Genomic DNA, 14,600 nt, shown 5'->3' with positions numbered 1-14,600 from the left:
ATCCTTCAAGAGCGCCTTCCGTTCCGCGCCGCCTTGTCGGCGTCGAACCACCATAGCGACGGAAAACCTGACTGACCGTATTTCGGCAATTCGGACGGCCTGCCGAAGCGATCCCAACGTGCGGTCCGGACCTTGGGATAATTCCACTGCGGCACGACATAGTGATTCCACAGCAGCACGCGATCGAGCGCCTTGGTCGCGGCAACAAGGTCATCCCGACCCTTGGCATAGATCAGCCGCTCGATCAATTTGTCGACCGCCGGATTCTTGATGCCGATGATATTGCGCGAACCCGCCATGTCGGCCGCCTGCGAACCCCAGAATTCGCGTTGTTCATTTCCGGGCGATAGCGATTCCGCCCACGACGAGACGACTACATCGAAATCCCAGCTACGGAGCCGGTTCTCATACTGTGTCGGATCGATCGTGCGCACGCTGACATTGATACCTAGCCGCTCCAGAGAGGGTTTGAAAAACAGCATGACCCGTTCGAAGGACGGGTCTGCACCAAGCAATTCGAGCGCAAATTGCGCTCCCGTCTTGCTATCGACCAGCTTCCGCTCGCGTACCTCATAGCCGGCTTCCTTGAGCAGGCGCAGCGCCTCACGAAGATTTTCGCGAACCGCTTCGGCACTGCCGCCGACCGGATTGGTATAGGGCTTCGTGAATACCTCGGGCGGCACATCCGCACGGACGGCTTCGAGTATTTCCAGCTCCGTGCCCTGCGGCAGGCCGCTTGAAGCCAGTTCAGTGCCATCGAAATAGCTGCTGATACGCTTGTACTGTCCGAAGAAGATCTGCTTGTTCATCTCCTCGAAGTCGAACGCAAAATTCAGCGCGCGACGCACCCGCGGATCCTTGAACTGGTCACGCCGGATATTCAGAGCGAACGCCTGCATGATTCCGGAACTGCGGTTCGGAAACTCCTCGAGCAGCACGCGCTTGTCATTGACGGCCGGAAAGTCGTAGGCCGTCGCCCAGTTCTTGGCGCTGTTTTCGGTTCGCCAATCAACCTGGTCGCCCTTGAAAGCCTCCAGCGCAACCGTCGAGTCCCGGAAATATTCCAGGCGCAGCTCGTCGAAATTGTTGATGCCGACATACGTGCTGAAATTGCGCCCCCAATGATCCTTTACCCGCTCCAGTGTCAGCGTCCTTCCCGGGACAAATTCCTTTATTCGGTAAGGGCCGGAGCCCAGCAGCTTCTCCAGCGTCGTCGTGGAGATATCGCGCTTGCGACCCTCGCTGTCGCTGCCCTCCCACCAATGCTTCGGCAGAATCGTGAGCTGTCCAACGATCTGCGGGAGCTCGCGATTGCCGGGCGCGTCGAAGCTGAATTTGATGTCGCGATCGCCGACTTTTTCGGCTTTCACCACGTGGCGATAGTAAGCCGAGTACTGCGGATGATGTTGCTTGAACGCATTAAGGGAGAAGATCACGTCGTCAGGCGTAACGGGCTTTCCGTCATGCCATTTCGCCTCTGGCCTGAGACGATACGAGACCCAGGAAAAATCGTCGGGGTGACTAACGGCTTCGGCCAATTCGCCGTACTCGGTCGAAACCTCATCCAGTGACTGCGTCATCAGAGATTCGTAGATCAGTTGAACGCCGGCTGCGAGCGAGCCTTTGACGCCAGCAACCACAAGGTTAAAGTTATCAAATGTCCCGACTTGGATCTGACGTACCGTGCCACCCTTGGGCGCGTCCGGATTGACGTAATCGAACCGCTTGAAGTCGGCCGGATACTTGATGTCGCCGAACAGCGATAGCGCGTGCCGCCAGGCCGGCTCGCCGCCTGCGCCTTGCGCCTTTGCGGCTTCGATGGGGGGAAGCGCCGTCGCAATGCCTAGCGCAGGAGCCATGGCGGCAACGGCGCCGCCCTGGAGAAGATGTCGTCGGGTAATGGCCAAATGCAGAATTCCTGTTGCTGACGCCGATGTCCGCGGCGGCCCCAGACGCGAACCATGCAAGCACGAGGCCGAGTTAGTGAGGACCTAATATAAGGCAAGGGTTCGACGAATTACGTTGCTTTTTCCTCATGATAGCAGCTTGGGAACACCGCCGCTGCGGCGAATAGTCCCGGTAACAACTCCGCTAGCAACGATGTGATCCCACATAACAAAACGGCCAGGCAGTGCCTGGCCGTCAAGTTGTGGCAACGTCCACGCGGGACGGCCGAAATTTACTTCGCCGCAGTCGGCAGCGGTGCCGGTTTTTCCGACAGCGAATTCAAATAGGCGATGACGTCGGCGCGCTCGCTGTCCTTCGCAATGCCGGCGAAGCCCATGGCCGTGCCCGGAACGAAAGCCTTGGGGTTGGCGAGGAACTTGTTGAGATCGTCAAAGCTCCAGTTTCCGCCCTTGGCCTTCAAGGCGGCCGAGAAGTTGAACCCGGCATGTCCCTGGCCCTTCGGCTCGTTGACGACGCCGTAGAGATTGGGACCAACGCGGTTCGGACCGCCCTTCTCGAAGGTGTGGCAGGCGGCGCACTTCTTGGCGGCGGCGGCGCCCTTCTCGACCGAGGCGGTCTGCAAAAGCTTCTCGATCGGCTCGGAGGGAGCTGCGGCTTCCTTGGCTCCGCCGGCCGTGGTTTCCTTCACGGCAATCTCGAAGCCCGGCTTTTCCGGTTTCACGGGGGCAAAAATCGCATGAGCGGCAAAGCTCGCCACCAGAACGACAAGGCAGGTGGCGAGGATGGCGCCGAGAATCTTGTTAAGTTCGAAGGAGTCCATAACGGATCAGGCTCCAGGGCCGGGAAGGTCGACTAGAGGCCGGCAAAACGGCCGCGGATGGGCGCGAGGAATCAGCTTTTGCGCCGCACCCTCAGCAGGGTTGAGATATCGGTTTGCCCCGGCTCTGGCAACCCGTATAAACGCGCCGAATTTCATCCCATCCCCACCAAATCCACTAGTCCGGCCGGGCCCTCAGACGATGACCGATTCCCGCATTTTGGTGCTGATTCCCGCCCGGATGGCGGCGACCCGGCTGCCGGGCAAGCCGCTCCTGGACATCGCCGGCCTGCCCATGATTGTGCACGTGCTGCGGCGGGCCGAGGAGGCCAAAATCGGCCGGGTCGCGGTGGCGACCGATAGCCCCGAGATCGCCGACGCGGTAAGGGCCGCCGGCGGCGAGGTGGTGATGACTCGCGCCTCCCATCCTTCCGGCTCCGACCGGATCCACGAGGCCATGCAGACGCTGGATCCGTCGGGTAAGGCCGAGATCGTGGTCAATCTGCAGGGCGATTTCCCAACGATCGCGCCGGACACCATCCGCGCTGCGCTGCCGCCGCTCGACGACCCCGCCGTCGATATTGCGACGCTCGCCTCGCAGATCCACACCCAGGAGGAGGACCTGGCCCCGAGCGTGGTGAAGGCGGTCGGCTCACCGATCGGCCCGAACCGGCTGCGCGCGCTCTATTTCACCCGCGCCACCGCGCCTCACGGTGACGGACCGCGCTACCACCATATCGGCCTCTATGCCTACCGCCGCGCCGCGTTGGAGCGGTTCGTGGCCCTGCCCCCCTCGCCGCTGGAGCAGCAGGAAAAGCTCGAGCAACTCCGCGCGCTGGAGGCCGGGATGCGGATCGACATTACCCTCGTCGACAGCGTGCCGCGCGGGGTCGACACCCCGGCCGACCTTGAAACCGCCCGCAAAATACTAGCCAAGGCCTGACCGGCTGCTAAAAGGCCCGCCAGGAAAGACAGCATGACCAAAAAGCTCAAAATCGCGTTCCAGGGCGAGCCTGGCGCCAACTCCCATATCGCCATCGTCGAGGCCTATCCGGACGCCGAACCGATGCCGTGCGCGACCTTCGAGGACGCGCTATCGGCGATCTCCTCCGGCGAGGCCGATCTCGGCATGATTCCGATCGAGAATTCGGTGGCGGGGCGCGTTGCCGACATCCATCATTTGCTGCCGGCGTCCGGCCTTTTCATCGTCGGCGAATGGTTCTTGCCGGTCCGCCACCAATTAATGGCGCCAAAGGGAACAAAACTCTCCGACATCAAGACGGTCGAGAGCCACGTCCATGCGCTTGGCCAGTGCCGACGCATCATCCGCAAGCTCGGCATCAAGCCGATCGTGGCGGCCGACACCGCCGGCAGCGCCCGCGACGTCTCCGAGCGCAAGGACAAGAGCGTTGCCGCGATCGCCTCCCGCCTGGCGGCGCAAATCTACGGCCTCGATATCCTGGCCGAGGATGTCGAGGACGAAGCCCACAACACCACCCGCTTCGTGGTGCTGGCGCGCGAGGCGGATTGGGCCAAGCAAAACTCCGGCCCGCTGGTCACCACCTTTGTTTTCCGGGTGCGCAATTTGCCCGCCGCGCTCTACAAGGCGCTCGGCGGCTTCGCCACCAACGGCGTCAACATGACGAAGCTGGAAAGCTACATGGTCGACGGCAATTTCTTTGCGACGCAGTTTTATGCCGACGTCGATGGCCACCCCGACGACAAGGGCCTCGCCTTTGCGCTGGAGGAGCTGAAATTCTTCTCGCGCGAATTCCGCATCGTCGGCGTCTACCCCGCCCATCCGTTCCGCGCGACCTTCAGCGAGAAGCAGGATTGAGGAAGCGCACGCTTCTGCTCGCGTCCTCTAGTGCTCGCCCGTGAACCGGCGAACTATGCGTGGGTGTGGAGAGCACAGACACGTAGATATACCGACCGAACGCTAGCCGCGAACGGCGGCTTTGCAGGTCATTAGCGGCGCAGCCGTGAAGCGGCACCCGCGGCCATTATCGGCGCGCGTACGCCGCCTCTCCAATCACCATCCGCGCCAGCCCCATCCTGGGTGCGGGCCCCATACCGGACGCGGCCCCCACACCCGGCGCGGCCCCCAAACTGGCGGGGCACCCCACGCATAGGCGCCGTGCCATCCCGGACGCCACACGGGACGCGGGCCCCACATGCCATAGGCGCCCCATCTTGGACCCGGACGCCACCAGCAGTGCCCCCACGCGTTGCAGACCCAGCGGACCTGCTCGACATCATTGGATTGACGTGAAATCTGGTCGGCCTGCGGAAGGCCGTTCGGCATCGCGGCGGAAGCCGAGCTGGCGGTGAGCACAACGCCGCCGAGGGCGGCCAACCCAACAATAGCAGATTTCAGTTCCATGGCTTGTCTCCTTGGTTGGAGACCTCAACAACTTTTTTGGCAACGTTTGGTTGCTCGTCCGACCCGAAACCAGCACAGGGTATGCTCAAAAAATGAGATGGAGAGGTCATCACGATCTCGAGGACGATCCGGAAAAGCGCGTAGCGGTTTTCCGAAAAATCATCTCAAACAAGACAAGCGGGATGGAGTAATTGGCTTTACGCCGCCACTTTCTTGTTCAGCCCAAACGCGTCGGCCAGCAGACTATACGATTTCTTCCGCGCGTCGTGGTCGTAGACGGCGGTGATGATCATCAGTTCATCCGGCTGGCTCGCCGTGATCATCGGCTGCAGCTTTGCCATGATGGTTGCCGGACTGCCGACGAAAAACCGTGAACGGTTGCGGGCGATCGAGGCGCGTTCGGCGTCCGTATAATCATAGGCCAGGGCTTCCTCGACGCTCGGCAGCGGCAGATATTGTCCGCGATCACGGCGCAGGCGGTTGAGGTCCATCGAGGTCGCGAGTGTTTCGGCTTCCGCATCGGTTTCGGCGGCGACCGCTGCGACGGCGAGGATGCCGTGGGGGCCTTCCCGCCAGCCGGACGGCTTGAAGCGGCTGCGGTAGTTGGTCATCGCTGCGATCGCGTCATAGGACGCAAAATGATGCGCGAACGCGAAGCCCATGCCGACCTGCGCCGCCAATTCCGAACTGTAGTCGGAGGAGCCGAGGAGCCAGATCGGCGGCAGCGGCGTGTCGTCGGGCATCGCCACCACATTGTTGTAGGGATGGCCGGCGGGGAAACCGCGGGTTTCCCACAACACCAGCTCACTCAGCCGTTCGAGAAAATCGTCGCCCTCGCGGCGATCGAGCCGGCTGCGCAGCGCGTGCGCGGTGGCGCCATCGGTGCCGGGGGCGCGGCCCAGGCCGAGATCGATGCGGCCGGGAAACAGCGCTTCCAGCATCTTGAAGCGCTCGGCCACCACCAGCGGCGCATGGTTGGGCAGCATCACGCCGCCCGAGCCGACGCGGATGTTCTTCGTCACCGCCGCGATCTGACCGATCATCAGGTCGGGCGCGGGGCTCGCCACCGAGGCCAGGTTGTGATGCTCGGCGAGCCAGTACCTGACATAGCCGAGCCCATCGACATGGCGCGCCAGATCGATGCTGTTCTGCAGCGCGTGGGCCGGGCGGGTGCCAGTGGTGACGACGGAGAGGTCGAGGACGGAAAGCGGGATCATGGCGCTAAACTAGTGCGGCAATCGAAGGCGACAAAGGCCCGGTCGGCGCAGATCAGGCCCGCACTTGTGGGGAAAGGAGTAATGGGTCGCTACCAAAGAGTGGGACAAAAGCAGACAGAATCCAGATATTTCAATTTGCCCAACGCATTTCGCCGAGCTGAACACAGAGCCAATCCCGCTCATCTTATTGTTTTTACTACATAAATACACAACCAATCTAAACCCACCGCCCGTTCTACCGTCACCTCCATCGTCAAATATTCTGATAAAGTGGGCCACTTCCCATATCCGATGGGCTGTTTGGTCGGACCTGTTTGGCCTATTTTTAGCTGACTGCCGCTAGGCCTGATGTCCGCCCATCGTTTCGGAGCTTTGTGAGTGCCATGACCGACTTTACGCCCCCCGCATTCGACGGCCATCGCACGCTGCATTCGCCCCGGATCTCCTTCGAGTTTTTTCCGCCCAAGACCGAGGAGATGGAGCGCAGCCTGTGGGAGACCATCAACCGGCTGGCGCCGCTGACGCCGAATTTCGTCTCCGTGACCTATGGCGCCGGGGGATCGACCCGTGAGCGCACCCATTCGACCATCGCGCGCATCCTCAAAGAGACCAGCCTGGTCCCGGCGGCGCATCTGACCTGCGTCGGCGCGCCGAAGGGCGAGATCGACGACGTGGTGGCCCGCTATCACGAGATCGGCGTCCGCCATATCGTCGCCCTGCGCGGCGACCCCACCACCGGCATCGGCACCGCCTATCACGCTCATCCCGACGGCTATCAGAGTTCGCCCGACCTGATCGAAGGCATCAAGAAGCGCTATCCCGATATCGAGATCTCGGTTTCGGCCTATCCAGAAAAGCATCCGGAGAGCCCGACCATCGATGCCGACATCGACACGCTGAAGGCCAAGGTCGATGCCGGCGCGGCGCGCGCCATCACACAGGTGTTCTTCGATAACGACCTCTACTTCCGCTACCTCGATCGCGTCCGCGCCCGTGGCATCGATATTCCCGTCGTGCCCGGCATTATGCCGATGCACAATTTCAAGCAGGCGCGCAGCTTCGTGACCCGTGCGGGCACCACGGTGCCGGACTGGCTCGCCGACAAGTTCGAAGGGCTCGACGACGATGCCGATACACGCAAGCTCGTTGCCGCCACCGTTGCGGCCGGCCAGGTGCACAAACTCGCCAAGCACGGCGTCGACACCTTCCACTTCTACACCATGAACCGCGCGGACCTCGTGTTCGCGATCAGCCATCTGCTGGGCATTCGCCCCAATGGCGCACAGAAAGCCGCCTGATCCGATGAGTGTTTCGATTTCGCCCAAGATTTCGCCAAAGCGTACCGCCCTGCTCGCCGCCGCGCGCGAGCGCATTCTGGTGCTCGACGGCGCCATGGGCACGATGATCCAGGGCCTGCAGTACGACGAAACAGCGTTTCGCGGCGATCGCTTCAAGGACTTCCATCGCGACGTCAGGGGCAACAACGACCTCTTGATCCTGACGCAGCCGAAGGCGATCGAGGACATTCACGCCGCCTATCTGCGCGCGGGCGCCGACATCGTCGCCACCAACACCTTCTCCTCGACCTCGATCGCGCAGGCCGACTACGATATGTCGGACCTCGCCTATGAGCTGAACCGCGACGGCGCCATGCTGGCGCGTGCTGCCGCCGAGCGCGTCTCGGCCGAGGACGGCAAGCCGCGTTTCGTGGCTGGTGCGCTGGGCCCAACCAACCGCACCGCCTCGATCTCGCCCGACGTTTCCAATCCCGGCTATCGCGCCGTCACGTTCGACGATCTGCGCAAGGCCTATGGCGAACAGGTCAACGGCCTGCTCGACGGCGGCGCCGACCTGCTGCTGGTCGAAACCATCTTCGATACGCTGAACGCCAAGGCCGCGCTCTACGCCATTTCGGAGATTACCGAGGAACGCGGCATCGACGTGCCCGTGATGATCTCGGGCACCATCACCGACAAGTCCGGCCGCCTGTTGTCGGGGCAATTGCCGGAAGCGTTCTGGAATTCGATCCGCCACGCCAGGCCGATCACCGTCGGCTTCAACTGCGCGCTGGGCGCGGAAGACCTTCGCGCCCATATCGCCGATATCGGCCGCGTCGCCGATACTCTAATTTGCGCTTACCCGAATGCTGGCCTGCCCAATGAGTTCGGCCAGTATGACGAGACACCGGAATACATGGCGCGGCTGATCGGCGAGTTCGCCGAGGCCGGCCTCGTCAACATCGTCGGTGGCTGCTGCGGTACCACGCCGGACCATATCGCGGCGATTGCCGCAGCTATCGCCCCGCACAAGCCGCGCATTGTGCCTACGATCGAGCCGCGGCTGCGGCTGTCGGGCCTCGAGCCGTTCGAGCTGACGCCCGCGATCCCCTTTGTGAACGTCGGCGAGCGTACCAACGTCACCGGCTCGGCAAAATTCCGCAAGCTGATCACCGCGGGCGATTACACCGCGGCGCTGCAGGTGGCGCGCGACCAGGTCGAGAACGGCGCGCAGATCATCGACGTCAACATGGACGAGGGCCTGCTCGATTCCGAAGCCGCGATGGTGACGTTCCTCAACCTCGTCGCCGCCGAGCCCGATATCGCCCGCGTCCCTGTCATGGTCGACTCCTCGAAGTTCCACGTGATCGAGGCCGGCCTGAAATGCGTTCAGGGCAAGCCGGTCGTGAATTCGATCTCGATGAAGGAAGGCGTGGAGAAATTCATCCACGAGGCCCGCATCGCGCGCCGCCATGGCGCCGCCGTCGTGGTGATGGCCTTCGACGAGGTCGGACAGGCCGACACGTTCGCGCGCAAGACCGAGATCTGCAAGCGCGCCTATGACATCCTGGTCAACGAGGTCGGCTTCCCGCCTGAGGACATCATCTTCGATCCGAACATCTTTGCGATCGCGACAGGACTGGAAGAGCACAACAATTACGGCGTCGATTTCATCGAGGCGACGCGCTGGATCCGCCAGAACCTGCCGGGCGCGCATGTCTCCGGCGGCGTCTCTAACCTCTCGTTCTCGTTCCGCGGCAATGAGCCGGTGCGCGAGGCGATGCATTCGGTGTTCCTGTATCACGCCATTCACGCCGGCATGGACATGGGCATCGTCAATGCCGGGCAGATGATCGTCTATGACGATATCGATCCCGAGCTGCGCCAGGTGTGCGAGGACGTTATCCTCAACCGCGATCCAGGCGCGGCCGAGCGGCTGTTGGCGCTGGCGGAAAAATTCCGTGGCAAGGAGAAGCAGAGCAAGGAGCAGGATCTCGCCTGGCGCGAATGGCCGGTCGAGAAGCGGCTGTCGCATGCCCTGGTACACGGCATCACCGAATTCATCGAAGAGGATACCGAGGCCGCGCGCAAAACGGTGGAACGTCCGCTGAACGTGATCGAAGGCCCGCTGATGGCCGGCATGAACATCGTCGGCGACCTCTTTGGCGACGGAAAAATGTTCCTGCCGCAGGTGGTGAAGTCGGCCCGCGTGATGAAGCAGGCGGTCGCCTATCTGATGCCGTTCATGGAAGAGGAGAAGGCACGCAACCTCGCCAATGGCGTCACCGGCGACGGCCGCAACGCTGCCGGCAAGATCGTGCTCGCGACCGTCAAGGGCGACGTCCACGACATCGGCAAGAACATTGTCGGTATCGTGCTGCAATGTAACAATTTCGAGGTGATCGATCTCGGCGTCATGGTGCCCGCCAACAAGATCATCGAGACCGCAAAAACGGAAGGCGCCGATATTATCGGACTGTCCGGCCTGATCACGCCGTCGCTCGACGAGATGAGCTTTCTGGCCGGCGAGATGCAGCGGCAGGGCATGAAGATGCCGCTGTTGATCGGCGGCGCCACGACGAGCCGCGTCCACACCGCTGTCAAGATCGACCCGAACTACAAGGGCGGCCCGGTGGTGCATGTCAACGATGCCAGCCGCGCCGTCGGCGTCGCGTCGTCGCTGCTATCGCCCGACAAGCGCGAGGCCTATGCCGCCGACATTCGCGCCGAGTACGCCAAGATTTCCGACGCGCATTTCCGCGCGCAGGCCGACAAGAAGCGGCTGAAGCTGGCAGATGCACGCGCCAACGCGGTCAAGGCCGACTTTGCCAAAACGCCGCCGAAGAAGCCTTCGTTCCTCGGCATCAAGAGCTTTGACGCCTACGATCTGGCGGAGCTGGCCGAATACATCGACTGGACGCCCTTCTTCCAGACCTGGGAATTGACCGGACGCTTCCCGGCCATCCTCGACGACCCCAAGATCGGCGAAGTCGCACGCTCGCTCTATGACGACGCGCGCAAGATGCTGGAGCGCATCATCAAGGAGAAATGGTTTACCGCACGCGCTAGCGTCGGCTTCTGGCCGGCCAATGCCGAGGGCGACGATATCGCTGTCTATGCCGACGACACGCGGAAGAGGAAGATCGCGACCTTCCACACCCTGCGCCAGCAGTTGGAGAAGCGCGAAGGCCGCTTCAACGCGGCGCTGTCGGACTTCATCGCGCCCGCGTCTTCGGGCGTATCGGACTATATCGGCGGCTTCGTCGTCACCGCGGGGATCGGCGAGGACGCGGTCGCCGACCGCTTCAAGAATGCCAATGACGATTACTCCTCGATACTATGCAAGGCGCTGGCCGACCGTCTGGCGGAAGCCTTCGCCGAACGGATGCACCAGCGCGTCCGCAAGGAGTTCTGGGGCTACGCGCCGGACGAGGCGCTGACCTCCGATCAACTCATCCTGGAGCAATATGCCGGCATCCGCCCTGCCCCCGGCTATCCCGCACAGCCCGATCACACCGAAAAGGCGACGCTGTTCCGCCTCTTGGATGCGGAAAGCACCGCCGGCGTGAAATTGACCGAGAGCTTTGCGATGTGGCCGGGCTCGTCGGTATCGGGGCTTTATTTCTCCCATCCCGAAAGCTTCTATTTCGGCGTCGGCAAGATCGAGCGCGACCAGGTCGAAGACTATGCCGCGCGCAAGGGCATGAGCGTCGCCGAGACCGAGCGCTGGCTGGCGCCGGTGCTGAACTACATTCCGTCGCAGGAACAGGCGGCGGCGAAGCCGGCACCGGTCGCGGAAATCGTGCCCGCCAACGATGTTGCCTCACATCCCCCCGGTTGCACCTGCGCCGTGCATTTGGCCTGGCGCAAGAAGGCGGTCGGGGCGGGCTGAGCTCTTACCCTCCCCTGGAGGGGGAGGGTCGACGCGACTGAAAGGAGCGGCGGGGTGGGGTGACAGTCTCTCCGCGCAAACAGTACCCGAGTTGAACGACTGTCACCCCGCCCCGTCTCGCATTCGCTACGCTCCATGCGAGCCGACCCTCCCCCTCCAGGGGAGGGTAAGCAGCAACATCGGCACAACTCCCTCGTCATCACCGGGCTTGACCCGGCGATCCATCTTCACAAGAGTCCTGCGAAAGCGATGGATGCCCGGATCAAGTCCGGGCATGACGGAGTTTGTATTCCCATGAAATTCTTCTCGTTCTGGCGATCGCTGGCGAGCTTTCGCGTGCGCATCGCGCTCAATCTGAAAAACGTCCCGGCCGAGGTGATCTTCGTCGACATCGACGCCAATGCGCATCGCGAAGCCGACTATCGCAAGGTCAATCCGCAGATGGCGCTGCCGGCCCTGGTCGAGGATGACGGCACCACGCTATTCCAGTCGCTCGCCATCCTCGAATATCTCGACGAGAAGTATCCCTCTCCACCGCTGCTGCCCACTGACCCCAACGGCCGCGCCCGCGTGCGCGCGCTGGCGCTGATGGTGGCCTGCGAGGGCCATCCGCTGCTGACGCCGCGGGTGCGCCGCTATCTCGATCACGAACTGAATTTGCGCGATACCCAGCAGGCGGCGTGGCGGCGGCATTGGATCGTGGAGACGCTGGCGGCGCTGGAGGGGCATCTTGCTGATAACAAGGACACCGGAAAGTTCTGCCACGGCGATCGGCCGACGCTCGCCGACATCTGCATGGTCGGCCACGTCACCGTCGCGCTGACCCATCAGGTCAATCTCTCGACCTATCCGAACGTGAAGCGCGTTTTCGAGACCGCGATGGCGCTGCCGGAATTTGCCAGAGCGCATCCGCTGCAGCAGGCTGATACGCCGGAGGCGATGCGGCCGAAGGCCTAAACGCAAGGCTGGCCACCGGGCGGCGCGACTCCCGGGACGCGCCTCACCCGGCCTGAAAAAAAATCGCGAAAACAACCCCATGCAAAGTAGGATTGGGCCTACGGCTCACGCTCGTGCGAGCGCGGCCGTAGGGTGGCAAAGGAGCGTAGCGACGTGCGCCCACCCTTCTCTCGGCATAGAAGGTGGGCACGCGGAGCCTGTCATCGGGCGCGCATTCGCGCGACCCGTTGGCTTTGCCCGCCCTACAACAGCAACAGCCACTCACCCCTTCGGCGGCGCCAGCGGCTGGACGATTTCCTGGAACGGCGGCAGCGCCTCGCACCGCTCTGAATGCGCCTTCAGCGCGGGATAGCGGTCGTCGAACAGCGCGGGATGCGCCTCGCCGGTGAAGCGCAGCACGCAGGCCACCGCGATATCGGCGTGGCCGATCTTGTCGCCAGACCAGTACGGCGTCGTGACCGCGGCGCGTTCCTTCTCTAGCACCTCCAGCACGCCCGCGATCTGCGCCTTGCAGCGTTCGACCCAGAGATCGAGCTGCTTGTCCTTGCGCAGCACGCGCTCATAAAGCAGGCTGACGCCCTTGTCGCCAAGCCCCATCGCCAGCGCGCAAATCCGCTGATGCTTCCAGCGCGCCTCGCCGCTCCGCGCGATCATCGCTTTCTCGGCGCCGACGCGGTCGTCGAGATAATCCAGAATGATCGCGCTCTCGATCAGCGCTTCCCCGCTGTCCAGCACCAGCGTCGGCACCCGCCGCAGCGGATTATAGGCCGCGATCTTGTCGGCATCGCCGAAGGTCGACCACGGCTTGTGCTCGAAATCGATGCCGTAAAGCCGCATGGCGATGGCGACACGGCGGACGAAGGGGGAGTCGAATTGGCCGATCAGGATCATGGTGCTCACTCGTCATTGCCGGGCAAAAGCGCGAAGCGCGCCTGCACGTTAGAAGACCCGCAATCCATCCTCTTCGAAAGACTCTTTCGAGAATTGATGGATGCCCTGATCAAGTCCGGGCATGACATGCCGGGTCGGGGTTGCGCTCCTCGCCATCCTAAGTACGCTGCTTCACATTGCAACTCACGAGTTACACATCATGCTTCGCGTGCTGCCGACCTTTCTGATGCTTCCTCTGCTGACAGTAGCTGCCACAGCGCATGCGCAGAGCGGACCGACCGGCTTCCAGTCGCCATCCAAGAACGTCGCCTGCCAGTACTTCGACTACGACAAGCAGAACGTGCTCCGTTGCGACATCGGCGCGATGGAGACCAAGCCGCGCCGCCCCGCCGATTGCGAGCTCGACTACGGCGGCGCCTTCGAGATGAACGCCAAGGGTCCCGCCACGCGCCTCTGCCATGGCGACACCGTGATGGACAAATCGCTGCCGGTGCTTGGCTATGGCGAGGTCTGGCAGCGCGGGGGATTTACGTGCAAATCGGAGCAGACGGGCGTGACGTGCTTCAATGCCGACCGACGCGGATTTTCGCTGGCGCGGGCAAAGCAGGAGATGTTTTGACGGATGCCCTCAAAAGCCCGACTGTTTGCGATACTATTTGCTCTACCGCTAGTGATCGGCCTTGCACAGGCACAGGACAGAATGAACACTGATAAGTCCCCCTCTCTGAAGGTCGTTGGCCTGTATTCACTGAGTGCCGACAAGGAAGCCTATTCGCGATTTATCCGGGAAACGATTACATTCCACGATCCAGCCAACTTCTCCGAAGGGCAAAAGGCTTTGTTTCGCCGGTTGGGTCGGGGTGATTCGCTCCATCCATTTACGGACGATGACCGAAAGGAATGGGAAGACCACCTTCGTTCTCACATGGATGATGAGGTGCTGGTCACGAACCCCGACGCAAGCTTCGATATCGGCAAGTTCTTTCAGCCAGATCCGGCGCAGTCCGAGAACCTCTGGCAAGCGGCATGGAACGAAAAGTTTCTTACGCCGGACGGCGAGACGCTCATCAATCTCGACCGTACCCAAGAGCTACCCAACGCATCTCAGTATCGCGTCGTCTTTGTTATCCATTTCTGGAAGCCAGACCAACCGTTGCGATCCAGCTACGGGGAACTGGCGCTTCCGGCACAGCAGCCGTGGCCGGAACGGCTGTGGCGTCTCACGCCCTATGAACTTCCAGACTGAACACATTGGGCG

12 protein-coding genes are annotated in these 14,600 nt (G+C 62.4%); 7 read left to right on the top strand and 5 right to left on the bottom strand.

Annotation, left to right across the window (positions count from 1 at the left end; genetic code table 11):
- Window positions 1-5: 5 nt before the first annotated feature.
- Window positions 6-1,907 (bottom strand): extracellular solute-binding protein, encoded by a 1,902-nt coding sequence (locus ACH79_RS14940; protein WP_161851713.1) that lies wholly within the window; start codon window positions 1,905-1,907, stop codon window positions 6-8.
- A gap of 272 nt (window positions 1,908-2,179) precedes the next feature.
- Entirely contained in the window at window positions 2,180-2,728 is a 549-nt protein-coding gene (locus ACH79_RS14935; RefSeq protein ID WP_161851712.1) for a cytochrome c family protein, read from the bottom strand.
- A gap of 199 nt (window positions 2,729-2,927) precedes the next feature.
- Between ACH79_RS14935 and ACH79_RS14930 the strand changes: the two genes are divergently transcribed.
- Window positions 2,928-3,668 (top strand): 3-deoxy-manno-octulosonate cytidylyltransferase, encoded by a 741-nt coding sequence (locus tag ACH79_RS14930; protein WP_161851711.1) that lies wholly within the window; start codon window positions 2,928-2,930, stop codon window positions 3,666-3,668.
- 33 nt (window positions 3,669-3,701) lie between these two features.
- The gene (locus ACH79_RS14925) at window positions 3,702-4,562 is read left to right on the top strand and encodes a prephenate dehydratase (RefSeq protein WP_161851710.1); all 861 of its coding nucleotides are present in this window, start codon (window positions 3,702-3,704) and stop codon (window positions 4,560-4,562) included.
- A gap of 195 nt (window positions 4,563-4,757) precedes the next feature.
- Here ACH79_RS14925 and ACH79_RS14920 read toward each other — a convergent pair whose 3' ends face one another.
- Together ACH79_RS14920 and ACH79_RS14915 are read right to left on the bottom strand one after the other, a co-directional pair.
- Window positions 4,758-5,108, bottom strand: a complete 351-nt coding sequence (locus tag ACH79_RS14920) for a hypothetical protein (protein ID WP_161851709.1) — start codon at window positions 5,106-5,108, stop codon at window positions 4,758-4,760.
- Between the two features lie 197 nt (window positions 5,109-5,305).
- Window positions 5,306-6,325: an LLM class flavin-dependent oxidoreductase gene (locus ACH79_RS14915; RefSeq protein ID WP_161851708.1), complete on the bottom strand. Its 1,020-nt coding sequence runs from the start codon at window positions 6,323-6,325 to the stop codon at window positions 5,306-5,308.
- A gap of 383 nt (window positions 6,326-6,708) precedes the next feature.
- Between ACH79_RS14915 and metF the strand changes: the two genes are divergently transcribed.
- The 3 genes from metF (at window position 6,709) to maiA (ending at window position 12,451) form a co-directional block, all read left to right on the top strand.
- Complete coding sequence (metF, locus tag ACH79_RS14910) at window positions 6,709-7,623, top strand: methylenetetrahydrofolate reductase [NAD(P)H] (RefSeq protein ID WP_161851707.1); 915 nt, start codon at window positions 6,709-6,711, stop codon at window positions 7,621-7,623.
- Window positions 7,624-7,627: 4 nt separating this feature from the next.
- On the top strand, window positions 7,628-11,494 hold the full coding sequence (gene metH / locus ACH79_RS14905) for a methionine synthase (protein WP_371419402.1): 3,867 nt from the start codon (window positions 7,628-7,630) through the stop codon (window positions 11,492-11,494).
- A 294-nt stretch (window positions 11,495-11,788) separates the two neighbouring features.
- Window positions 11,789-12,451 carry a maleylacetoacetate isomerase gene (gene maiA / locus ACH79_RS14900; RefSeq protein WP_161851706.1) on the top strand — a complete coding sequence of 221 codons (663 nt, stop codon included), beginning with the start codon at window positions 11,789-11,791 and terminating at the stop codon, window positions 12,449-12,451.
- A 261-nt stretch (window positions 12,452-12,712) separates the two neighbouring features.
- Here maiA and ACH79_RS14895 read toward each other — a convergent pair whose 3' ends face one another.
- Complete coding sequence (locus ACH79_RS14895; RefSeq protein WP_161856364.1) at window positions 12,713-13,342, bottom strand: glutathione S-transferase family protein; 630 nt, start codon at window positions 13,340-13,342, stop codon at window positions 12,713-12,715.
- Between the two features lie 199 nt (window positions 13,343-13,541).
- Here ACH79_RS14895 and ACH79_RS14890 point away from each other — a divergent pair, with 199 nt between their 5' ends.
- A complete protein-coding gene (locus ACH79_RS14890) occupies window positions 13,542-13,961 on the top strand; it encodes a DUF6636 domain-containing protein (protein ID WP_161851705.1) in 420 nt (139 codons plus the stop codon).
- A gap of 81 nt (window positions 13,962-14,042) precedes the next feature.
- Window positions 14,043-14,588, top strand: coding sequence for a hypothetical protein (locus ACH79_RS14885; RefSeq protein ID WP_161851704.1), 546 nt, complete (start codon window positions 14,043-14,045; stop codon window positions 14,586-14,588).
- Window positions 14,589-14,600: the final 12 nt, after the last annotated feature.

This window comes from Bradyrhizobium sp. CCBAU 051011 (assembly GCF_009930815.1).
Lineage (GTDB): Bacteria > Pseudomonadota > Alphaproteobacteria > Rhizobiales > Xanthobacteraceae > Bradyrhizobium.
The sequence above is the reverse complement of the archived record's forward strand: the minus strand, read 5'-3'. Positions and strand labels throughout refer to the sequence as shown.